Origin of the sequence: Aliiroseovarius sp., assembly GCF_030148435.1 — a bacterium.
Classification (GTDB): Bacteria; Pseudomonadota; Alphaproteobacteria; order Rhodobacterales; family Rhodobacteraceae; genus JASBTN01.
In genome coordinates this window covers 1-22838 of the sequence record NZ_JASBTN010000026.1, presented here as the reverse complement: position 1 = coordinate 22838, position 22838 = coordinate 1, and the positions used below count along the sequence as shown (strand labels likewise).

The window sequence follows — 22838 nt, the reverse complement described above, 5'->3', positions numbered from 1 at the left end:
CAATGGATGATATCGTCATTCTGAGCGGCGTGCGCACGGCCATCGGCACATTCGGAGGCAGCCTGGCGGGAACCGCGCCCGGGGCGCTGGGCGCCCTCGTGGCACGCGAAGCCATGGCGCGGGCCGGGGTCGAAGGGGGCCAGATCGATCACGTGACCTTCGGTCATATCATCAACACCGAACCGCGCGACATGTACCTGTCCCGCGTCGCGGCGATGGAGGCAGGCATCCCTGACACCACGCCTGCGATGAACGTGAACCGGCTCTGCGGCTCGGGCGTGCAGGCCCTCGTCTCGGCGGTACAGACCCTGGCGCTGGGTGACGCGGATTTCGCCCTGGCCGGCGGGGCCGAGAACATGAGCCGCGCGCCTTACATCCTGCCTGCCGCGCGCTGGGGGCAGAAGATGGGCGACGTGGGTGCCCAGGACATGATGCTGGGCGCGCTGAACTGCCCCTTCGGCACCGGGCACATGGGAATTACGGCCGAAAATGTCTCGGCCGAACACGGGGTGAGCCGCGAGGATCAGGACGCCTTCGCGATGGAAAGCCAACGCCGGGCCGCTGCGGCCGTTGAAGCGGGGCACTTCAAGGACCAGATCGTGCCGGTCGAGGTCAAGAAACGCCGCGAGATGGTGGCTTTCGACACCGATGAACACCCCAAGCCCACGACCGCAGAGACCCTGGCGGGCCTGCGCCCGGCCTTCAAGAAGGACGGCTCGGTGACGGCGGGCAATGCATCGGGCATCAACGACGGTGCGGCGGCGCTGGTGCTGGCGCGGGCGGAAGCAGCCCGGGCCGCCGGTCTGGCCCCGCGCGCCCGGGTGATCGGCTATGCCCACGCGGGCGTGCGTCCCGAGGTCATGGGCATCGGCCCGATCCCCGCGGTCGAGATGCTGCTGAAACGCACCGGGCTCGCGGTCGAGGATTTCGACGTGATCGAGTCGAACGAAGCGTTCGCCGCCCAGGCCATCGCGGTCAATCGCGGGCTCGGCTTGGACACGGACAAGGTGAACCCGAACGGCGGCGCGATTGCTCTGGGACACCCGGTAGGGGCCACCGGTGCGATCCTTACCGTTAAAGCAATGTATGAGCTGGAGCGCATCGGCGGCTCACGGGCACTGATCACCATGTGCATCGGCGGCGGGCAGGGGATCGCCCTGGCCATAGAACGGATCTGATCCCCGATCACAGCCCACGGGCCGCGCGGTCCCCTGCGCGGTCCCCTTCGTTTCGCCTCAGGTCCAGCCGTAGCGCACGAGGTGGAAAAAGACCGGCGCGGCGAAGACCACCCCGTCAAGCCGGTCGATGAACCCGCCATGTCCGGCCATCAGATGCCCCCAGTCGCGCACCCCCTTGTCGCGCTTGATTGCCGACAGGACCAGCCCGCCCATCAGACCCAGTGCGGCAACGACCAGACCCAGCGCGGCGGAGCCCGCCAGTCCGAAAGGTGTCATCCAGCTGAGCCCCGCGCCGATCACGCCGCCCGCAAGGGTCGCCACGAAAAACCCTTCCCGGGTTCTCGACGGCGACAGGCCCGCAGCCAGCGGACGACGCCCAAACACTTTCCCTGCCACGTAGCTCATCACATCCGCCAGTTGCACCACCAGCACCAGGAAAATGACCAGAAGCAGGTTGCGCCCCTCGAACCCCTCGATCGGCAGGGCCAGAAGCGCGGGGATATGCGAGCCCGCAAAGACACAGATCATCAGCCCCCATTGTGTCTCGGCGACACGCATCAGGAACCTGTCCGTGTCGCCGCGCAGGACCGAGACGATGGGCAGGAACAGGAAGGCATAAACCGGAACGAAGATCGAATACATCCCGTACCAGTCCATCCAGACCAGCACATATTGCACCGGCAGGATGACAAAGAAGGCGGTGACAAGTGCCCAGTGATCCGCCCGCCGCTTGGCGGTGAGTGACAGGAATTCACGCAGGGCGGCGAAGGAAATGAGCGCAAAGAGCACGATCAGCCCGGTCCGCCCGAACAACCCTGCCAATCCCAGCAGCAGCGCCATGCCCCACCAGGAATGGATGCGCGACATATAGGCCTCTACCTCGGGATGCTCGCCCTCGGGGGACAGGCGCGATTGCAGCAACTCGCCAATCAGGGAGGCGACCAGCAACAGGCCCAGGGCCGCGAGGGCCAGAATGCCGAACTCAGGGGTGGTGCTCATCTGTCACCCTCCAGGGAAAGGCCCGCAGTCGGAGACAGGCTTCCCCTTTCATCTTTCCCCAAATATCCTCGCCGAAGGCTCAAGGATGGAGCATCGCGACGCCGCGCGACGCGCGGCTCCCCCCGCCCCGCAGGTGAAGACATTCCATAAAAACCTTGCCTGGCGGAGGTGTCGGGTCCAGGGCCGGACAAGGGCGGTGAAATACTCATGCGCCGCCCTCCTCGGACAGGGCCACCAGGGCGGTGCGGGCGCGCTCGAGGAAAGTGGCCTTGTCTTCGCCCTGTCTCAGGTGGATCGCGTCCCCGAAGCGGACCGAACAGAGCAGCGGCACCGGCATGATCTCGCCCTTCGGGATCACGTGGTTCATGTTCTCGATCCAGGCCGGAACCAGGTCGATTTCCGGCCGGTTTCTTGCCACATGATAGAGCCCGGACTTGAAGGGCAGGGCGGGATCGTCCCCCATGTTGCGCTTGCCTTCCGGGAAGAGGATCAGGCTGGATCCTTCGTCCAGCGCCGTGATCATCTGGCTGACCGGATCGTCCTCGCGCACCTCCGGATTGCGGTCGATCAGCACCGCGCGAAACACGTCGCGCCCGGCAAAGGCGCGCAGCGGAGAGGTCAACCAGTAATCCGCGGCCGCGACCGGTCGGGTGCGGTATCGCAACGCAGGAGGCAGCACCGCCCAGACCAGCACGAAATCCCCGTTGGAGGTATGATTGGCGAAATAGACGCGCTGACGCCGGGTGGGGCCGGTGCCCGACCAGACCCCGCGCACCGCCGTCAGAAGACGGGCGAACATCACGATCGCTTCGCCCGCGATCCAGGCGACCCAGCCTTTCAACACATGTCACCTCCCGCGCCGCAGGGCGCGTGGATCAGACGGGCTGAAACGCCCCCGTCTCGGCGTCGTAATACTCCAGATCCCCTTCGCCGATATTGGTCCAGAGCCCGTGCAGCGAAAGGGTGCCGGCCTCGACGGCTTCGCGCACGAAGGGGAAACCCATCAGGTTTTCGAGCGACAGCTTGACGCCCTCCTGTTCCAGGGTCTTGGGCTCCATCGTGGCCTCGACACCGCCCAACCGGTCGAACCCGGGGCGCAGGATGTCCATCCACCGGCCGACGAAGCTGGTGTCCGAGGCAAGCTCGGGCGCCCGCCCGTGACACATCTCGTGAAACCCGTGGGCACCGCCACACTGCGAATGGCCCATGACGATCAGGTGGGTGACTTTCAGCGCGGTCACGGCATATTCAACCGCCGCAGACGTGCCGTGGTGGTCGCCATCGGGCGCATAGGGCGGCACCAGGTTGGCGATGTTGCGGTGGATGAAGAACTCGCCCTGATCGGCGCCGAAGATCGATGTCACGTGAACCCGGGAGTCGCAGCACGATATGACCATGGCGCGTGGGCGCTGGCCTTCGCTGGACAGGCGGCGATACCAGGCCTGGTTCTCGGCATATCCGGTGGCTTTCCAGCCCTCATACCGTTGGACAAGGTAGGCGGGAAGGGGGCGCGCGTGGTTCATGTTCTCCTCCGAGTTTGTTCCGACCGGTTTTAAGGGGCATTTGCGTGAAATTCGAGTGATTTCTGTGCCTGCAATAAACCTTTTCTTATGTTCAACGGCTGCATCCTCTGCAGGCAAGAGGGACAAGACTATGGGGTGTGATCGTGAATGCGATTGTGCAATTGACGCTTGACGAGAAAGCCCGGCTGGACCGGGACCAACTGGAAGTGCTCTACGTGCAGCTTGGACCCGCCGGGGCGGACAAGCTGGTGAACCATGCGTTGGAGGAACTGGCCGTCGCGCTTGCGCGGGTCGAAAAACACCACAGGGCGGGCCGCATGATCGACGTGCAGAAGGGCGTGAAGGGGGTCGTCTCGATCGCGCAACAGATCGGCATGACCACCCTGGCCCGTGTGGCCCGCGACGTGCAGGAGCTCTCCGATACCACCGACGGTGCCGCCTATTGCGCCGCCATGGCGCGGCTGGGGCGGATCGGCGAAAGCAGCCTGATGGCGGTGTGGGACATCCAGGATATTCCCGTCTGACCCACCGGGCTTCGGTTTTCGCGGCAGACAGGTGGAAAGATGCAGGGGGCGCTTGCGACCCCCGACCACCGCTGTAGTCTGAGCGAAACTGTTCATACGAGGCCGCCATGACCCTGACTTTCGCTTCTCCCTCCGAAGATGCCTTGCCGCTCCACGTGGTTGAAAAAGCCGGGCTGGCGACCACTTTGGAAGGGCTCGATCCGGCGTCTCGCGCCTGGGCCGAGGCGCAGGGGTTCAAGGCTGAACTTGGCGGGGTGGTCGTGCTGCCCGGTGCCGATGGCAAACCGGTCGGGGCGCTGGTCGGCTATGGCGATGCCAAGGCGCGGGCGCGGCAAAGGTTCTGTCTTGCAGCGGCGCGGGCGAAACTGCCCGAAGGCACCTGGCGGCTGGAAACCGACCTGACCGGCGACGCGTTGGAAGAAGCCACGCTGGGCTGGCTGCTGGCCGGTTATCGCTTTGACCGCTACCGGGACCAACCCGGCCCGAAGGCCAATCTGGTCGCCCCGGCGGGCGTGGATGCAGACCGGATCGAGGCGATCGCGGCCGGCGAGGCGCTGACCCGCGACCTGATCAACACACCGGCCTCCGACATGGGGCCCGTGCAGCTCGATAAGGCGGCACGCGATCTGGCGGGCGAATTCGGCGCCGAGGTTACGGTGATCACCGGCGGCGGACTGTTGGATGACAACTTCCCGATGGTGCACGCGGTGGGGCGCGCCGGTCCCCACGCGCCGCGCCTTATCGACATGCGCTGGGGCGTTGACGGGCCACGCCTGACCCTGGTCGGCAAGGGGGTCTGTTTCGACACGGGCGGGTTGAACCTGAAACCCGGCGGCTCGATGGGCTTGATGAAGAAGGACATGGGAGGTGCGGCCACGGTGCTGGGGCTCGCGCGCATGATCATGGCGCTGAACCTCCCCCTGCAACTGCGCGTGCTGATCCCGGCGGTCGAGAACTCGGTCGCCTCGGACGCGATCCGGCCCGGCGACATCCTGACCTCGCGCAAGGGGCTGACGGTCGAGATCAACAATACCGATGCAGAAGGCCGGCTGGTGCTGGCCGATGCACTGGCTCTGGCGGACGAGGAACAGCCCGACCTTATCCTGTCGATGGCCACGCTGACCGGGGCTGCCCGCGTGGCGGTGGGGCCGGACCTGTCGCCCTTTTACGCGACAGATCCGGCGGTGGCCGAGGCGATCCGCACCGCCGCCCCCCGCGTGGCCGACCCGGTCTGGGAAATGCCGTTCTGGGATCCTTACGAGAAGATGATCGAACCGGGCATCGCCGATCTGGACAACGCGCCCAAGGGCGGCTTTGCGGGGTCGATCACGGCGGCCCTGTTCCTGCGCCGCTTCGTGACGGAAACACCGCGCTATGCGCATTTCGACATCTACGGCTGGAACCCCACCGCCGCGCCGGGCCGACCGAAAGGCGGCGTCGGCATGGGCGCGCGGGCGGTGCTGGCCGCTTTGCCGGTGCTTTTGGGCCTGTGATGGACCGGCGTCTCACCCCGGCGAACGGGCGCGTGGCTTTCGAGGGCATGGAGGCCCCGCCGCCCGGGCTGCGCCTGGTGCGCGGAGACACTATGCGCGTCGCCCACCCCGTTGCCGATCTCTGCGCCGATCCGAATGGGGCAAGGGACAAGCAGATGCTATTGGGTCAGGCGTTCACCGTGCTGGAAGTCCATGACGGTTGGGCTTTCGGCTTCGACCCGGTGGACGGCTACGCGGGTTATCTGCCCGAAGGGGCCGTTGTCGCAGGTGGGGCTGCGACCCACCGGGTGACGGCACGCCAGAGCCACATTTACCTGCGGCCCGACTTGAAAAGTCGTGAAACGGCCTGCCTGAGCTTCTTCTGTGAACTGGACGTGACTGGCGAGGTCGGAGGCTTTGCCGAACTGGCCGGGGGCGGGTTTGTTCCGTTCCAGCATATAGCGCCTCTGTCCCATGTGGCCGGGGATGCGGTGTCCGTGGCCGAGAGTTTTCTGGGCACGCCCTATCTGTGGGGGGGCAACAGCGGGTCCGGCATTGACTGCTCGGGGCTGGTGCAACTGGCTCTCCGGGCGGCTGGACGGGCCTGCCCGCGTGACAGCGACATGCAGGAAGGGCTGGGTCGGGAGATGGATGGCACCCTGCAACGCGGCGACCTCCTGTTCTGGAAGGGCCACGTTGCGATGGTGGTGGATGCAGACCGCATCATTCACGCAAACGCGCATCACATGGCGGTGGCCTATGAAGGGATCGAGGAGGCGATTTCCCGGATCGAAACGCAGGGCGATGGGCCGGTGACTGCGCGGCGGCGGCTCTGAGCGGGGTCAGCCACCAAGTTCCGACATGTGCCGGGCCAACCCCTGGCTTTGCCCGCTGTTTCCAACCATGTCATGCCGCTCGGGTTTGCGGGCGATGGTGTGCCGGATGGCGCGCATGACTTCGGCGTCACCACCGGCCAGCGCGGCCCGGAGGTCGCTGGCCCCCTCGTGGCCCATGCAGGGATAGAGCTTGCCTGTGGCCGACAGGCGCACGCGGTTGCACAGGGCGCAAAAATTGCAGCTCATCGGCGTGATGAAGCCCAAGCGCCCGCCGGTTTCGCGGATTTGCACGAACCTTGCCGGGCCACCGGTGGACAGGGGAACCGGATCGAGTGTCCAGCGTTTTTCCAGCTCGCGGCGCAACTGCCAGAGCGGCAGGAAATTGGCATCCCGGTCGCGGCCGGTGTCGCCCAGAGGCATTTCCTCGATCAGGGTCAGGTCCATGCCGCGCCTATGGGCAAAGCGGATCAGGTCGTCCAGCTCCTCTTCGAAGGCGCCGCGGCTGGCCACGGCATTGAGCTTGATCTTCAGCCCGGTCGCCTGCGCGGCCTCCAGACCTTCCAGCACACGGTCCAGATCGCCCAACCGGGTAACGTGGCGATACCGTGCAGCATCCAGCGTATCGAGAGAGACATTCACCCGCCGTACCCCGGCGGCGATCAGCCCTTCCGCGTGGCGGGCCAGAAGTGTGCCATTGGTGGTCAGGCAGAGCTCGTCCAGCGCGCCGCTGTCAACATGCTGCCCCAGGGCCTCGATCAGCGATATGACCCCCTCGCGCACCAGCGGCTCGCCACCGGTCAGGCGGATCTTGCACACGCCATGATGAATGAACAGCCCGGCAATGCGCGCCATCTCTTCCAGCGACAGGATGTGCTTTTTCGGGAGGAACTTCATGCGTTCGGGCATGCAGTAGCGGCAGCGCAGGTCGCAGCGGTCGGTGACTGACAGGCGCAGGTAGGTGACAGGGCGGCCAAAACCGTCGATCAGCGGGGTGGGAGAAGCATCAAAGGGCATGTCTTCCTCCGTCGGGTGAGAAAACCGGTGGCCAGCCAAGGGACGCAGGGCCAACCACCGGTCTCCGGGAGTGAGGGTGGCCCCAAAGGGCCACCCGTCTTGTCATTGGGCCACGGCGTCCGCGGCGTTCTTCATCAGATAGTCCATCACAAGCTCGCGTTCGCTGTCTTCCAGACCGGCCCGTTCGAACATCGAGGGCACGATGCCTTTCCACTGCTGCTGCGTGTAGTGGGTGACTTCACGCGGGGCGTGGCAGACCGAGCAGCGTTCGAAGAACACTTTCTCGCCCGGGGTCATGTCGGCATAGAGCGCGGCTGTCAGCGCCTCCAGCCGCTCCAGCCCCAGCTTGTCGCTGTCGATCCCGGCCACGTCCATGTCTTCGATGATCGCCGGCGGGTGGTAGGCCATGTTCGGGCCTTCCGGATCCACGCATTTGCGCATCTCGATCAGCGTGGTGTTGGCCGTGGTCGCCTCCGACAGCCCCGAGGCCCGCTGGGTCGAGGTCAGGAAGTTCGCCAGCCCCGAGTTGTCGCGGCCCTTGCTGTCCAGCTGCGGCCAGCCACCTTCATAGATCGAGACCACGCCGGGCATGATGTCGTCGGACACCACGGCACCCGCGATGACCGTGCCGCGCTTGTTGTAAAGCTCGACCAGGTCGCCGTCTTCGATGCCACGCTTGGCGGCGTCTTCTGCGTTGATGCGCACCGGTTCGCGGCCCTGCACCATGTAGAGGTCGCGCAGCCGTTCCGAGTTCGCCATCTGGCTGTGCAGACGGAACCACGGGTGGGGCGAGACAACGTGCAACTGGCCTTCCCTGGCGTTGCCGAGGTATTCGTGTTTCTCCATCCACATCGGCATGCCGGGGCAGTCGTCGAGGTCCATGTCGGCGATGGATTCGCTGAACATCTCGACCTTGCCCGAGGCCGTATGCAGCGGGTTCGCCTCTGGGTCCTCGTAGAAGGCGCCGTGACGGGTCCATTTGCGGGCTTCTGCCGGCACCGGCATGCGGGCGTAGCCCTTTTCCCAGAACTCTTCGAACGGGATCTCTTTCGCGGCGCCCGAGGCCTCGTAGGCGTTCTTGATGTGATACATCTTGTCTTCGCCGTCCGTGAACTGTGCCCAGAGCCCCAGCTTGTCGGCCAGACCTTCAAAGATCTCGTAGTCCGGTTTGCTGTCGGCAATCGGTTCGATCACCTTCTTCATCGCGTAGACGCGGTCGTTCGAATAGGTGCCGCCCGAGGTGATGTCGTCCTGTTCCAGGGTCGAGGAAGCCGGGAAGACGATGTCGGACCAGCGGGTCGCTGCGGTCCACCAGACATCGACGCAGACGATGGTCTCGACCTTGTGCAGCGCACGGATCAGCCGGTTGGTGTCCTGCTGGTGCGACATGAAGTTGTTGCCGGCGTTGAAGATCATCTTGATGTCCGGGTAGACGTTGTTCAACCCGTTGTAAAAGAACTCCTTGCCGGGGTTTTCCAGCGCTTCCGTGATGCGCGAGGCGGGCACGATCTTCTTGACGAAGTTGCGGCCCTGGCTCAAGCCGACCGGGGTGGCGTTGCCGCCCTGGGGCATGCCGCCGTTGCCATAGTGCCAGCTGAAGCCGACACCCTGGCCCGGTTTGCCGATCTTGCCCAGAAGGGCCTGGAAGTTGACGATCGACCAGTAGGCCATTTCGCCGTGCTGGGCGCGTTGAATGGCCCAGGACCCCGCGATGGCGGTGTTCGAGGTGGCGATGGTTTCGCACAGATCCCTGATCTGCTGTTCGTCGATCCCGGTGATCTTCGAGGCCCAGGCAGGTGTTTTCGGTGTGCCGTCGGTTTCGCCCTTCACATAGGCAATCCACTTGTCGGATCCGACGGTGTATTTCGCCATGTACTCCTTGTCGTCCCAGCCCATTTCCAGCGCGTGATAGGCCATGGCCAGGAACAGTGCAGTGTCGGTGTTGGGGATGATCCGGGTCAGTTCGGCGTTCAGGTACTCGTCCGAGGCGGTGCGCTGCGGGTTGATCGAGATGAACTTGACGCCATTGTCGCGAATCTCTTCCCAATGGGCATACATGCCGTGGTCGGCGACGCGGTATTCGATACGGTTGTTCTTGATCGGGTCACAGCCGACCAACACAAAGACCTCGGTGTTGTCGCGAATGGTTTCCCAGGCGGATTGGGCCGAATAGACTTCCATGTCGCCGATAATGCGCGGCATGAGGACCTGGCCGGCGCCGGCGGACCAGTCGCCCGCGGTGTTGGTGCAGCCGCCCATGAGGTTGATCAGGCGCCCCTGAAGCACGTTGGGCCGGAACACGCCCGCGTTCGACCAGCCACCGTAGGACGAGCTGAAGATGGCTTCGTTGCCGTGGTTGGTGGCGGTGTCCAGCAAGGCCTTGGCGGCCAGCGACCAGGCGGTGTCCCAATCGACGCGGACCCATTCCTCCTTGCCGCGAAGTTCGGGCTTGGTGTCGCCGGTTTCCCAGCCTTCCAGGTAGGACTTGCGCACCATCGGGTAGTTGACGCGGGTCTTGTCATAGGTGCGGTCCATGACGCCGTAGGTCAGCATCTCGGTCGGGCGGGCGTCCAGTTCCATCATCGCGTTGATGCCGACCAGTTTGCCGTCGCGGACCACGGCTTCGAACGGGCCGTAGTGGCTGGCATGGAAGGTACGGCCCGCGAAGCTGTTCGGGTCGATCGAGGCCAATGCGGTGGATCCCATCAGGCTGGCGGAGCCGAAGAAGGCGGCGCCCCCTTGCAGGAAGGCTCGGCGGGTCGGGGTGGTGAGTGTCATGGTGTCCTCCATGGAGTCTGAGCATGTGTCTGGCCCCAACCCTAGGCACGCGGTGTGAACCGGTCTTTCGCCGGGCATGAACGGGCTGTTCGAGTTTGTAAAAGAATGTAAAGATGCGTTCCGGGCCGGTTTGAAACAGGCTACGAGGGGATGAGATGAGCCAGCATATCGTCATTGTAGAAGACGATGCCGTGACCCGTCGCCGTCTGGCGGGCGCGCTTCGCAAGCAACTGTACCGGGTCAGCGAGGCCGAGGACGCCGCCCAGATGGAGGCGATCCTGGTGCGCGATCCGGCGGACCTGCTGCTGGTGGACATCAACCTGGATGGCAAGGACGGGCTGACCATCACCCGCGAGCAGCGGGCGGCTTCGAACGCGGGCATCATCCTGCTGACTAGCCGCGACGATCAGGTCGACCGCATCGTCGGGCTGGAAATGGGGGCGGATGACTATGTCACAAAGCCCTTCGACAAGCGTGAGTTGTTTGCCCGGGTGAAGAACCTTCTCATGCGCATCGACCAGATCAAGACTGCGACCCCGGCACCGGTGGCCACCGCGCGGGTCGGCGCATGGACCCTTGACCGGTCACGGCGGCGGCTCGAAGCCGACGGTGGGCGCGTCGAACCCCTGACCCGCGCCGAATTCGACCTGCTGGACGCCTTCATGCGTCACCCCGGCGTGATCCTGTCGCGTGACCGCCTGCTGGAAATGACCCAACACCGGCAGGGCGCGCCCGAGGACCGGACCATCGACGTGCTGGTCGGACGCCTGCGCAAGAAGATCGAGCCGGACCCGACGCGGCCCGACTGGATCATCACCGTGCATGGCGAGGGGTACCTGTTTGTGGAAGACGGCAGCTGAGGCCTAGCTGTTCAATCCCAGCTCTCCCGCTGTTGTCCTGAGCTGCGCCAAGGCTGCCCTGGCGGTCTCGGTCAGCGCCGCGCCGATCCCCGACAGGTCTCCTCCGCTCCTGGCCTGTGCTTCGATCTCCCCCAGGGCTCCGCACAGGTCCGTGAGGTGGAAGTTTGCCGCGGCCCCTTTCAGGCGATGGGCGAGCTTGCGCACGGTCTCATGGTCCCCGGCTTCGGCTGCGGCCCGCAAGTCCGGCAGCGTCTGATCCATCTGCGCAAGGAACTGTGCCAGAATGGCCGCGGTTTCCTCGACGCCGAGGTCCTCGATATCCCCGGCAAGCCCGGCCCGGGTTTCCGGGTTGGTGAGAGCAACCTCGCCACCTTCAAGCACCTCGTGCAGCAGCCGTGGCGAGATCGGCTTGGTGAGCACCCGTTCCACTCCCAGACGCGCCCGTTCTTCTGGCGTGTCCTGCAGGTGGTGTGCGGTCAGCGCCACCAGTCGGGGCGGCGGATCGAGATCCGCCTGCAGATGCCGCGCCACCTCGTCGCCGCCCATGTCAGGCAGGTCGATGTCCAGCAGCGCCACGTCGAAGGCCCCCGTGCGGGCCAGCTTCAGCGCTGTTGCGCCATTCTCGGCCTCTTCGACCCGGCAGCCCAGCCGGTCCAGATAGCCCCGCGCGACCATGCGGTTCACCGGATTGTCCTCGACCAGCAGGACGGACTTGCCCAGATCCGCGCGCACCGCGTGTTCGGCAAGCTGGGGGACACGGGCCAGGTCGCCCGGCGGCAGGGCCAGGGTCAGGGTAAATCGCGCGCCTTCGCCCGGCGCGCTTTCGACGCTGAGCAGCCCGCCCATCACTTCGGTCAGTCGGCGCGAGATCGACAGGCCCAGGCCCATGCCCTGGATATCCGCCAGCCGTCCGCGATCGGTGCGGCCATAGGCGTCAAAGATGTAATCCATGTCCTTCTCGGCAATGCCGATCCCGGTGTCCTGCACGGCAAAGGACAGCACGTGACCGCGCTCCGGGTCCAATACGTGGTCGATCTGCAGCGCGACGCGCCCGGTTTCGGTATATTTCGTCGCATTGGACAGAAGGTTCACCAGGACCTGACGGATCTTGGCCACGTCACCAAACAGGGCCGGGGGGAGGTCCGGGGCGGCGCTGACATCATGCTCCAGCCCCTTGGCTTCGGCGTTCACGGCCAGATAGGTGCCGAGCTGCCCGATCAGCGCGCGCAGATCGAAATGCACCGGGTCGTTGGCCAGCTTCGCCTGTTCGGTCGAGGCGTAGACCAGAAGGTCGTTGGTCAGCCCCAGCAGCTGTTCGGCGGAAGCGCGCGCCGTGACAAGGCGTGGCGGCACCCGGGGACTGTCGCTTTCCATCAGGCGCAACATGCCGATGATGCCGTTCAGAGGGGTGCGGATCTCGTGGCTCATCATCGCAAGGAATTCCGACTTGGCGCGGTTTGCGGCCTCGGCCTCGGCGCGCGCGGCGTCATGGGCCTTCATCTCGGTCACGATGTCGCCGGTGCGTTGACGCACGGTGTCTTCGAGCTGGTCACGCAACTCGCGGGCGTGGGCGGCGCGGGTCCGCAGGATGTGCAGAGCGTGCTCCATCTCGCCGATTTCGTCCGGGCCGGACACGGGAATGTCACGCCCGTAATCCTCCCCCGCCAGCGCTTCGATATGTTCGGCCACGCCGCGCAGCCGTCCCACAACCTGCCGGCGGGCATATTGCCACGTCACAACGGCGGCACCCGAGGCCAGGATCAGCAGAAGCGCAAGCCCCGCGGCCAACTGGCGTGACAGGGCTTCGGTGCGGGCCTGCGAGGTTACGGCCTCCGCGCTGAGCTGGGTCAGCAGGGATTGCGAAAACTCGGTCAGCGCGATGACCTCGCGCCGGACGTCCGCGAGGGAGACCTCGGCCTGTGTTTCGGCTTCCAATCGGGTGAGCTGCGTTGCGAAACTGCCGGAACCGGTCAGTTCCCGTGCGAGCATGGCCAGCAGCTCCTCCGCTCGCACCCGGGCCGAGGCGGAGGCGAGATAGCTCAACCGCCCGCGTGCTGTCGTCAGTTCGGCCGAGACCCGCCGGGTCTGGATCGACACCTGCTCCGGGCTGCGCAGGGTTTCAACCTGTAACAGAAGGCTGCCGATGCGATCCACCGCCCGGCCCAGTTCGACCTGTCGGTCATATGCAAAGAAATCCCGGTCCGCCAACGCGTCCAGCATGGCACGCCGGTCCGTGCTTTCCTGTTCATACATGTCCGAAATCGTTGCGGTCACGCGGACGCGGGCGATGTCCAGCTCGGCGCCAAGAAGGGCCTGCAATTCGGCGGTAACACGACGGATCATGTCCAGGTCACGGGTGATATGGTCCTCGGCCTCCAACCGTTGACGGGTCGTGTCGGCCAGTTGAGCCACGAGGTCGCCCAGCCGGGACAGCGAGGGTGGCGGCGTCCTGACCGGTCCGAGCGCGGCAAAGTCGGCGCCAAGCGCGTCCAGCTGTGCCTCGAGCGACCCCACAAGGGCGCGCAATTCTTCGGCGTTGCCCAATTCGGCGAAAGCCGGGGCAACGGCAGCCACAAACGCGCTTTCGTCGGCGATCTTGCGGGCGGTTGCGGCCGCTGGCAGGTTGTTCTGAATCAAGGCGCGCTGTTGGCCAGACAGGTATCTGTTCGATCCAAGCGCCACCAGGCTGACAAGGATCGACAGGGCCAAGATGAAACTGAAGACCCGCAAAAGCTGTTGGTCGAACCGGGTACGTCGCATGGGGCGAGCCTATGCGCTGGCCGTGGCGGCTGCAATCGGGCTCTATGCCCCGCCGGACGCCGTGGAGGCCGAAGGTGCGCAACAGGCGCAGCCGATCTGCATCGTGGTGCCGCATTTCAAGGATGAATACTGGCTCAGCGTCGGCTTTGGCCTGCGCGAAGAGGCGCGCCGGACCGGGGCCGAGCTTTTGATCCATGAAAGTGGCGGCTACCACGCGCTGGACCGTCAGGTCGCCCTTCTGGACACCTGCCGCGCGCGGGGCGCGGGGGCGGTGCTGTTGGGCGCCGTCTCGGCGGATGATCCATCGCTGTTGGAGGCCGTGGCCCGCTCAGCGCGCGAAATGCCGGTTTTGGCCCTTGTGAACGAGCTTCGTGCACCGGACCTGGCCGGGGCGATCGGGGTCGACTGGCGCGATATGGGACGTGCGGTGGGGGATTTTCTGGCCACCCGCCACCCGTCGGGAACCGCCCCTGTGACCATTGGTTTCGTGACCGGGCCCGAAGACAGTGGCTGGTCGCCCCTGCTGGAAGGGGGGTTGCGCGCCGGGCTGGCCGGATCAGCGGCCGAGATCGTTGTCACACGCCATGCCGACAGCGGATTGCGCGAGCAATTGCGCGAGGTCGAGTTCGTGCTGCGCCAGGCGCCGGGGATCGACTACCTGGTCGGCACGGCGCCGGCGGTCGAAGGGGCCATGGGGCTTGCCGCGCGATCCGACGGTGACTTTCCGCAGCTGATCGCGACTTATATCAGCCACTCGGTGCGGCGGGGATTGCGCAATGGGCAGGTTGTGGCCGTGCCTTTTGACGATCCGGTCGAGCAAGGGCGCATCGGTGTGCGCATGGCGCTGGAGGCCATGGCGGGACAGCGCAGCGAAGGCACACGGGGGCCGGTCATTCGCCTGATAGATGCCGATGCGGCCAAGGCGGGGGAAATCACGCTTTCGCCAGCCGATTTCAAACTTCCCATCGAATAGGTCAGCGCATTCCTCAAGTTGAGTAGCGCCGCTGTCTGCGGCGCTACAACAGGGGGTAGGGGGGCAGAGCCGCCGGAGTCAGCTCTGGCCTGCCATGCCGCCGGCGAAGGCCTGCAGAAGCACGTGCTGCCGCCGTTTGGGCAACGCCTCTTCTGCCAGCCGGGCCAGCGCCTCTGCCCGGAGCATCGGTGACAGGGTCAGGGCCAGCGCCAGCGTTTCGATCGCCTCGGCGCTCAGAAGAGGTTTCAACAGCGCGGCGGCGGCGTCCTTGTCGGTGCTTGCGTCCAGGTCGGCTGCCAGCCGGGTCAGGGCGGCGGCGCGCACGCGGGCGTCCGGATCCCCCAGCGCGGCGCCGAGCGCTTCGGGATCTTCCAGCACCGCCACCACCTGGGCGCGCACCAGCGCGTCCGGGTCGTCCATGCGCTGGGCCAGGGCCGGGTGCAGGGCGGGGTAGGCCACCGCCAGGCGGGCACAGAGGCCGCGCACGCGCTCCAGCCGGTCCATCAACCCGGTGCGCAGGCGCGGCAGGTCGGCCTCGTTGGCCAGGCCTGCGTCGATCCGGGCGGCCAGTGCCTGATAGGCGGCGGTACGCAGGGTGTCCTGTCCGACCTCGGTCATGGTGCGGATGACGACGCCGATACGGTCGCTGACAAGCGTGCTGATCAGACCCAGGCTGACCCGGGCCAGGTCCTCACCGATCTCGGCAGGCCCTTCGACGCTGCGCCGCCGCTTGCCCTTGTTGCCCTTGTTGCCCTTGCTGTCGTCGGGGCCGGTGGCGTCCTTGCCACCCTCGGTGCTTTCGGGCTTTGCCAGCCGGTTGATCTGGATCGCCTCGAGGGTCGACATGGGCGCAGGGCCCGCCTCTTCGCTCGTGGTGGTGATCTGCCCCTCGGCGTCGATGCGCAGGCGGGGCACCTCGTCGCCATCCGGCAGGGGGGCGGGCACAGCGGCGGGTTCGGGAGCGATCAGGCTATTCGTCGCGGCGGCCTCCAGTGCGTCCAGGGCAATGTCGTCGCCCTTGTCTGCGCGGGCAACCAGGCAGGTCAGGGCCACCATGCGCACCTGCTGGGCGGGGTTGGTCAAAAGGTCGACCAGCCGTTCGGTCGCGCCTTCATCCTGTAGCGCGTCCAGGGCTTCGATTGCCGCAATTCGGGCGTCCAGAGGCTGGTCGCCATTGCGCAGAAGCATTTCCAGCGGTTCCGGAGTGGCCCCGTCGATCAGGCGTACCCAATTGCGGGCCACGGCGGAGGCCAGCACGCCGTGGTCAGTCAGAAGCCAGGCCTGCATGTTGGCAGAGAGCACCTCGGCCAGTTCGGGCGAGAGGGGCAGTTGCAGATGGTCCAGCGCCGCAGCCTGAACCGGGGGTTCCGGATCGGAGAGGGCGGAGACCGCAAGCTCGGGCCGGGCCGGTGCGGCATGGGCCAGCGCCGCGGCGCGCAGGGCAGGGTCGGCGTCCTTCAGTGCCAGATAGCCCGCGCGGTCGTCATCGGCCGCCAGCAGCGGCAGGGCCAGGCGGCGCACCTCGGCATTGTCGTCGCCGAGCAGGAAATCCAGGTGCGGTCTCAGGGCATCGGCATCGAGCTTGGCCATTGCCTCCAACGCGCGTTTTCGCGGCAGACCGCCTTCGGTCTGCGCCATGGCCAGCAGCCAGACCATGCCGGCTTCGCCCATGCCGGACAGGGCCTCGCAGATCGGCAGGTCCAGGTTCTGGCCGTATTCATCGTCGCGGGCGCACAGGATGTCTTCGATGGCCTCCTTTGCGCCAAGACGGCCAAGCGCGCGGATCGCGGCGGTCTGGATTTCCAGCCATTCGTCCCAGAGGCCGATTTCGTCTTCCCAGGCGACTTCGTCTTCGCAGCGGCTGAGCGCCAGCCTGCGCAGAAGCGGGACGGACGCCTTGTCGTCCAGGTCTGCCAGCAGTTCGATGGCGGCCAGTTTCACCTCGCGCACCGGGTCGCCTATCAGGTTCTCGCGGATACGATCGGCATCCTCGGGCTGGGCAAACTGCGGCAGCGCGTCCATCGCGTCGGACCGCACGTCGGGGTCTTCGTCCAGCAGGGCCCCGATCAGGGCGAGGCGCACGCGCTCGTCCCCCGGCGCCTGCACGGCCAGGGCACGTACCGCATCGGTGCGGATCACGTCATCGCCGGTCTGAAGGTGATGCAGAAGGGTCGGGACGGGATCGAAATCCGGGCTCGCCTGGGTCGCGCGTTTCAGCATCTGGGGTCTCCTGAAGGTCATCTGGACGGGAATTTCTGCAACGGGGGGGGGCGGTGCCCGGGGTTGCCCCCGGACACCGGCTTGTCTCAGGCGATGTCGCGCCGTGCAAAGGACATCGAGCGCATCTCCGTCTTGTACGGGCTCTCGCCGATCTTGCGCACGTTGCCGACGCCCATCTTGTAGTTGTAGTTGCCGCTGATCCAGTCGACCACGCGGCCTGCAAGGGCGTTGGCGGGCTGGGACGTGTGCAAAAAGTCCATGTAGCCCATGTTGTGCTTGACCGCCGGGGTGACGATGGCGACGGCGGTGATCGAGGCCTTGGTCAGCTCGATATGGCCGTTCTTCATCAGGCTGGCGAAGTCGAAGTCATCGCCTTCCACACCCACGATCGTGTCCTTCTGCACCGGGATCCGGTCGGAATAGACCTGCACGTAGTCGCCGCTTTCGATGCCGTGTTTGGCGGCGAAATCGGGATGCAGTTCGATCCAGTTTTCGGGCCAGCGCTGCACGATATACGGGCGGCGGCGGTCGTCGTAACCCGACTGCCAGCGTTCGTTGATGCGGCCCGAGGAGATCCAGATCTCGTCTTTCTCCACGCGTGGCTTGAGCCATTCCCAGTAGGAACTGAACAGGCTCCACGGTGCTTTCTGGATGTTGCACTTGCCGGTCTGCGAGTTGAAGTGGGTCAGTTTCTTGTTGAACATGTTCCCTGCCGCGGGGCCGGTTTCCGGCAATTTCCGCGTTGTATCATGCAGACGTTTGGTGCCGACAAGCGAGCCATCGTCGAGCATCAGGACCGGGCCCTGAATGCCGTTGGTGCCGAACTCGCCCATCTTCTCGTGCAGGGTCTTGCCTTCGCGTTTCGCCGCGACGAGGACCATGTTGAAGTCCTTGCGCGAGCCACGCGAATGGCGCGCCCCTTCCTCGATCACGTCGTTCGAGTTCTGCCAGTCGAACCCTTCGTATCCCATCCGCTTGGACAGTTGGGCGATGATCCACCAATCCGGCTTCGCCTCGCCCGGCGCGTCGTAGAACTTCGGGTACAGGCGCAGGCGGCGTTCGCCGTTTGCGCGGGTGAATGTGTCCTCGCCCCAGCCGGCGGCCGGGAAGACGATGTCGGCATAGCGGGCGCCGATCGGATCGACCAGGTAGATGTCCTGATCCCAGACCACCGTACCGCCACTGTCGGCGCGGGCCTTCAGGGTGTCGATGATCTCCTGTTTGTCAAAGGACATGACCTGGTGCGGGTTGCGCACGGTCTGTTCCTCGAACTTGGCCTGCAAAGACTGCGATCCGGCCATGGCCTGCACCCAGGTGGCGCCGATCACATGGGCCAGCCGGGTGTGGCCTGCCATGAAGTACCGGTCGGTATCCATGGCGCGGCGACGGCGGCCGGGCAGTTTCTCGGGCGACTTGTTGCGGGGATAACCACCGCCACGCAGACCGCCACGCTGGTGCCCGCCGGCTCGACCGATCACCTGACCCGGACGCCCACCGGCGCCGACGGTGATGCCCAGCGAGGAAATCGCCTGGGTGTTGCCGGTGTTGTTGGACCAGTAGAAGCCCTTTTCGATCATGATCGAGGTCTTGGGCCGCGAGCCGTCTTCGCGCGGTTTCGCCATCCATTCGGCGGCCGTATAGATCTTCTGCACGTCGATATCGGCGATTTCCGCGGCTTTTTCGGGCACGGCATAGTCCTGCTCCATCAGCCACTTGACCCAGTCGTCATAGCCGCCGGTCTGGAACTTGCCCCAGGTCGTGCGCCATTGCCACGGGGTATTGCGGGTGCCCTGGCCAAAGCCCGAGGAGCTTTCCCACTTGTTGTTCACCCACTTCTCGATCCACTCCTTGTCCTGCCAGCCGTTTTCGACGATCACCCGGGCGATCGCCAGCACGACGGGAAGGTCGGTGCCCGGCTGGATGTCCAGGACCATGCCGCCGTTGGCTTCGGCAAAGGCCGTGCCGGTCGAACGGCGCGGCAGCATGAAGATCGCCTTCTGCCCGCTTTCGATGGCCGGTTTGATCCAGTCGGTGAACAGGATCGTCTTGGTCTCATACGGATCCGTGCCGCACATCAGCAGGGTGTCCGCATCCGCCCAGTCCTGATAGGACGGGCCGAAGTTGTCGAAACCCGCGTCCCGGAAGCCCGGGGTCGAGGTCACGTCGGACGGCGTGTCGTGGAAGGTGAAGTTCGCGGTGCGCACATTGCCCAGCGCGTATTTGGTGATCGCGTAGGTGTTCTCCATGAAGCCATAAGAGAACATCTTTACCCCGTAGGAGTTGGTGCCGTGCTTTTCGAGCACGTATTTGCCAACCTCCGCGGCGATATCCAGCGCGAAGTCCCAGGTCACTGGCATCAGGACGCCGAACATGCGAATCATGGGCTGGGTCAGCCGGTCGCGCGTCGGGGTCTGCGGGTTGTAGACCTTCTGCGCAATCGCGCCGCCCCTGATCGAGCTGTCGCCCAGCAGGTTCACGAATTCCGCGTCCTTGTCCGGGATGATCACCACGTGATGCGGCTCGCCATTGTGCAGCACGATATTGTGCTGGTTCGGCGCGACCCAGGGGCCCAGGGGCGCGACCGGGAAGTCCTCGCCAAAGGCGTTCTGGTCGGCGGCGGGGCCACCCACCTTGCCGCCCTTCACGGGCCAGCGATAAACCTTGTAGCCACAGGCAACGACGCAATAGTCGCAGGCGGTCGAGATGACATCGGCATCCGGCGGCGGCAGCGGTACGCTTTCTTCGGGGATGTAATATGGTGTGGACATCTGTGTTCCTCCTCAGCCCTGAAGATTGTCAAAGCGGCCATAGATCAGGCCGAACATGCCGACGGCGTAAATGTCGTCGCCATCCAGTTCCAAAAGCACCTGCGGCAGCGACTGGTAGGCCTGCCCGGCGATGAAGATGCCGTGGCGGGTCAGGTCGAAGGTTGTCAGGTGCAACGGGCACGGCCCAAGCGCCTTGTCGGCGGCCTTGTAGGTGCCCTGCAGCGGCCCGCCCTGGTGGGTGCAGGTGTAGTTGAAGCCAACCACGTCGCCGTCCGGGCCGATGCCGCCCCCCGCCTTCGTGCCCAGTTTCACCAGGATAGATTCGGCGTATTCGCCGGTGTCCGGGTATTCGAATGTCACCGGTTCGTCCTGCTTCAGCTCGGACAGTTTGCCGATCAGCTTGCGTGGATAGGTCGACACGACCGCAGGCGTTTCCGCCTCGGACATGCCGGGGATGCCGACCATCACGACCGTGGTGGTCAGACCCGACGACAGCAGGAACTGCCGGCGGTTCATCAGGCATTTGCGGGTGCCCGCTTTCTGGGCTTCGCCGTTCTCGCCGTTGATCGAGGCGGCGATTTTGGGATCAAGGTCTTTCATATCTCCCATCTCCTTTTCAGTTCGTGCCCATGGCGGCAGGCAGCGGTTCCATTGCAGGCAGGTCCGGTTCCTCGATCAGGATCTCGTCACCCGACAGGCTTTCCAGGAAGGCGACCAGGTCGGCCTTCTCGTCATCGGTCAGGCCCAGAGGCTGGATCAGGTCGGACTTGTTCGCGGCGAATTCGTTATCGCCGCCGCCCTGGTTGTAGAATTCCACCACGTCTGCGAGCGTTTCGAGCATCCCGTTGTGCATGTAGGGATAGGTGTATTTCGTGTAACGCAGGGAAGGTGTGCGGAATTTGCCTTTGTCGGCGGTCTCCTTGGTGCGGAAATACAGGCCCGGGTCGTCCTTGGTCGAGCGGTACATCTCCTCCGTCACGCCCTTGGCATAGAGCTCGAAGCGGAAGGTGATCTGCGCGAGCTCGTCCTCTTCCCAACCGGAATAGGCCGGAACACCGATGTTGTAATATTTCTCGTCGGTCAGAAGCGCGCCGCTGTGGCACTGGCTGCAGCCGGCCTTGCCGGTAAACAGATCCAGACCACGCACCTGTTGTTCGGTCAGGGCCGTGTCGTCGCCGTTCATGTAGGTGTCGAAGGGCGTGTCGGTCTGCACGATGGTGCGTTCGAAGGCGGCGATGGCGTCGTAGGCGTGGCGGATGTTGGGCCAGTCGTCACCGAACACGTCCTTGAAGCGTTCGCGATACTCCGGCACGAAGGCCAGGCGGCTTTCCATCATGTCGTCTTCGCCATTGCCAGCCACGCCACCACGGGCGGCAGACCGGGCCTGGTGTTCCAGCGAACCGGAAGATCCGGCCCAGAACAGCTTGCTGTAATAGGCGGAGTTCACCACCGTCTGGCTGTTGCGCCAGTGGGTCGTGCCCGGATAGCCGAAGCTGATCGGGGCCTGAATGGCCCACCCTGCCTCCGGCAGGTGGCAGGACGCGCAGGGCATGTTGTAGTTGCCCGACAGGATCGGGTCAAAGAACAGCATCTTGCCAAGCTCGACCTTTTCGGGCGACTGCGGGTTTGAGGCCGGGATCGGCGGTTCGCCGAGGGCCGCCAGCCCGTCGGGGCGCGGCGTGTCGGCCAGGATCGGGGTTGCCACCAAGGCCATCCCGAAGGCGATTGCGGTTGTGTGTTTCATCGTCCGGGCTCCTCAGTTGGTTGCGTTGCGCCAGTCTTCGATCAGCGCGTATCCGAAGTCGTCCTCGCGCCAGACGTATTGGTCGACATCGAAGCTCTCGCCCGAGAGCGCCTTGAGGAATTCGACCAGGTCGGTCTTTTCCTCGGCGGTCAGGCCCAACGGCGCCAGCGCCTCGTCCTTCAGCGGATCGTCCCCGCCACCGGCGTCATAGAAATCGACGACCTCTTCCAGCGTCGCCATGGTGCCGTTGTGCATGTAGGGCGCGGTCCAGTTGAGCTCGCGCAGGGTCGGCGTCAGGAAGGTGCGCTTGTTCTCGTCCTGGTGGGTGCGGATATAGGCGCCCAGGTCCTCGCGCAGGTTCATGTAGTTTTCGACGCCCATGAACTTGGCATAGGTGACGAAGGCAGAGTGGCGTTCCGGGTCGGCCCAGATATCGGGGTTGTTTGCCACGCCGGTATTGTGCGGCTGATCGTCCGTGTAGCGCGGACCCGAGTGGCAGGAGGCACAGGCGCCCTTGCCTTCAAAGATCGCCTGGCCACGCAGGGCGGCCTCGGACAGTTCGCCGGTGTCGATCGGCGCACCGCGCGAGACGATGGTCTTCATGAAGTCCATCAGCGCATTGCGCGCCCCGCCGTTCGAGGGCTCGGACATGCCGGCCGCGGCAAACATCTCGACATATTTGGGATCCTGCTTCATGCGTTCCTGCATGATGCGCATGTCCATGTTCATCAGATATGTCTCGGTGATCATCTCACGCGCGACATCGTTCAGGTTGGTGCCCAGCCGGCCGTCATGCATCCAGGCGGCGCGATAGCCGACATTGGCCAGGGTCGGGCTGTTGCGGAAATGTAAGGCACCGGAATAGGCGTCTGACAGCGCCTTGCCGTCGGTAAAGGCCTTGGCCGGGTCGTGGCAGCTGGCGCAGGCCAGGCTGGTGTCGCCGGACAGGCGCGGGTCGTAGAACATGCGCTTGCCCAGTTCGGCGCGCGCCGCGTTCACATCCATGGGCTGAATGGGAACGCTCTCCTGGGCAATTGCGGCGGTTCCCGCCAACAACGCCCCCATGACGGTGAGTGTTCGGATCATCGTTGCCTCCTGTCGGGTCGTCTGGCGTGCCAGCTGGACGACCGTGGTTTTTGACAAGGGCCATGTGTTTCCGCTGGCTGAAGCATCATCGCCCTTGCTGCGC

The 22838-nt window shown here is 65.2% G+C and carries 17 protein-coding genes; 6 read left to right on the top strand and 11 right to left on the bottom strand.

From position 1 onward, the window contains the following. Window positions 1-2 precede the first annotated feature (2 nt). On the top strand, window positions 3-1178 hold the full coding sequence (locus Q1V43_RS04735) for an acetyl-CoA C-acyltransferase family protein (RefSeq protein WP_300514568.1): 1176 nt from the start codon (window positions 3-5) through the stop codon (window positions 1176-1178). Between the two features lie 57 nt (window positions 1179-1235). On the opposite strand, the gene Q1V43_RS04730 is transcribed toward Q1V43_RS04735, so the two are convergent. The 3 genes from Q1V43_RS04730 to Q1V43_RS04720 all read right to left on the bottom strand — a co-directional run bounded on the left by Q1V43_RS04730 (window position 1236) and on the right by Q1V43_RS04720 (window position 3700). Then, the gene (locus tag Q1V43_RS04730; protein ID WP_300514565.1) at window positions 1236-2177 is read right to left on the bottom strand and encodes a phosphatidate cytidylyltransferase; all 942 of its coding nucleotides are present in this window, start codon (window positions 2175-2177) and stop codon (window positions 1236-1238) included. A gap of 205 nt (window positions 2178-2382) precedes the next feature. Continuing rightward, complete coding sequence (locus Q1V43_RS04725; RefSeq protein WP_300514754.1) at window positions 2383-2976, bottom strand: lysophospholipid acyltransferase family protein; 594 nt, start codon at window positions 2974-2976, stop codon at window positions 2383-2385. Window positions 2977-3052: 76 nt separating this feature from the next. Next, the gene (locus tag Q1V43_RS04720; RefSeq protein ID WP_300514562.1) at window positions 3053-3700 is read right to left on the bottom strand and encodes a carbonic anhydrase; all 648 of its coding nucleotides are present in this window, start codon (window positions 3698-3700) and stop codon (window positions 3053-3055) included. A gap of 143 nt (window positions 3701-3843) precedes the next feature. Between Q1V43_RS04720 and Q1V43_RS04715 the strand changes: the two genes are divergently transcribed. From Q1V43_RS04715 to Q1V43_RS04705, 3 genes are all read left to right on the top strand, one after another. Further along, complete coding sequence (locus tag Q1V43_RS04715; protein ID WP_300514559.1) at window positions 3844-4224, top strand: hypothetical protein; 381 nt, start codon at window positions 3844-3846, stop codon at window positions 4222-4224. A 107-nt stretch (window positions 4225-4331) separates the two neighbouring features. After that, window positions 4332-5717 (top strand): M17 family metallopeptidase, encoded by a 1386-nt coding sequence (locus Q1V43_RS04710; RefSeq protein WP_300514556.1) that lies wholly within the window; start codon window positions 4332-4334, stop codon window positions 5715-5717. After that, window positions 5717-6532: a C40 family peptidase gene (locus tag Q1V43_RS04705; protein ID WP_300514553.1), complete on the top strand. Its 816-nt coding sequence runs from the start codon at window positions 5717-5719 to the stop codon at window positions 6530-6532. The genes Q1V43_RS04710 and Q1V43_RS04705 overlap by 1 nt, the downstream gene beginning before the upstream one ends. A 6-nt stretch (window positions 6533-6538) precedes the next feature. Here Q1V43_RS04705 and moaA read toward each other — a convergent pair whose 3' ends face one another. Beyond that, window positions 6539-7546 (bottom strand): GTP 3',8-cyclase MoaA, encoded by a 1008-nt coding sequence (gene moaA, locus Q1V43_RS04700; RefSeq protein WP_300514551.1) that lies wholly within the window; start codon window positions 7544-7546, stop codon window positions 6539-6541. 102 nt (window positions 7547-7648) lie between these two features. Beyond that, on the bottom strand, window positions 7649-10324 hold the full coding sequence (locus Q1V43_RS04695) for a molybdopterin-dependent oxidoreductase (RefSeq protein ID WP_300514549.1): 2676 nt from the start codon (window positions 10322-10324) through the stop codon (window positions 7649-7651). A gap of 155 nt (window positions 10325-10479) precedes the next feature. Between Q1V43_RS04695 and Q1V43_RS04690 the strand changes: the two genes are divergently transcribed. After that, window positions 10480-11184: a response regulator gene (locus Q1V43_RS04690; protein ID WP_300514546.1), complete on the top strand. Its 705-nt coding sequence runs from the start codon at window positions 10480-10482 to the stop codon at window positions 11182-11184. A gap of 3 nt (window positions 11185-11187) precedes the next feature. On the opposite strand, the gene Q1V43_RS04685 is transcribed toward Q1V43_RS04690, so the two are convergent. After that, window positions 11188-13944 carry an ATP-binding protein gene (locus Q1V43_RS04685; protein ID WP_300514544.1) on the bottom strand — a complete coding sequence of 919 codons (2757 nt, stop codon included), beginning with the start codon at window positions 13942-13944 and terminating at the stop codon, window positions 11188-11190. On the opposite strand from Q1V43_RS04685, the gene torT reads away from it, so the two are divergent. Further along, the gene (gene torT, locus Q1V43_RS04680; protein WP_300514541.1) at window positions 13895-14917 is read left to right on the top strand and encodes a TMAO reductase system periplasmic protein TorT; all 1023 of its coding nucleotides are present in this window, start codon (window positions 13895-13897) and stop codon (window positions 14915-14917) included. The genes Q1V43_RS04685 and torT overlap by 50 nt on opposite strands. 78 nt (window positions 14918-14995) lie before the next feature. On the opposite strand, the gene Q1V43_RS04675 is transcribed toward torT, so the two are convergent. The 5 genes from Q1V43_RS04675 to Q1V43_RS04655 form a co-directional block, all read right to left on the bottom strand. Beyond that, complete coding sequence (locus Q1V43_RS04675) at window positions 14996-17137, bottom strand: HEAT repeat domain-containing protein (RefSeq protein ID WP_300514538.1); 2142 nt, start codon at window positions 17135-17137, stop codon at window positions 14996-14998. Between the two features lie 86 nt (window positions 17138-17223). Continuing rightward, window positions 17224-19905 carry an arsenate reductase (azurin) large subunit gene (locus Q1V43_RS04670; protein ID WP_300514535.1) on the bottom strand — a complete coding sequence of 894 codons (2682 nt, stop codon included), beginning with the start codon at window positions 19903-19905 and terminating at the stop codon, window positions 17224-17226. 12 nt (window positions 19906-19917) lie between these two features. Further along, on the bottom strand, window positions 19918-20505 hold the full coding sequence (locus tag Q1V43_RS04665; RefSeq protein ID WP_300514532.1) for an arsenate reductase (azurin) small subunit: 588 nt from the start codon (window positions 20503-20505) through the stop codon (window positions 19918-19920). A 16-nt stretch (window positions 20506-20521) separates the two neighbouring features. After that, window positions 20522-21649 carry a cytochrome c peroxidase gene (locus tag Q1V43_RS04660; RefSeq protein ID WP_300514530.1) on the bottom strand — a complete coding sequence of 376 codons (1128 nt, stop codon included), beginning with the start codon at window positions 21647-21649 and terminating at the stop codon, window positions 20522-20524. 12 nt (window positions 21650-21661) lie between these two features. Further along, window positions 21662-22735 carry a cytochrome c peroxidase gene (locus Q1V43_RS04655; protein ID WP_300514528.1) on the bottom strand — a complete coding sequence of 358 codons (1074 nt, stop codon included), beginning with the start codon at window positions 22733-22735 and terminating at the stop codon, window positions 21662-21664. Between the last annotated feature and the right edge of the window lie 103 nt (window positions 22736-22838).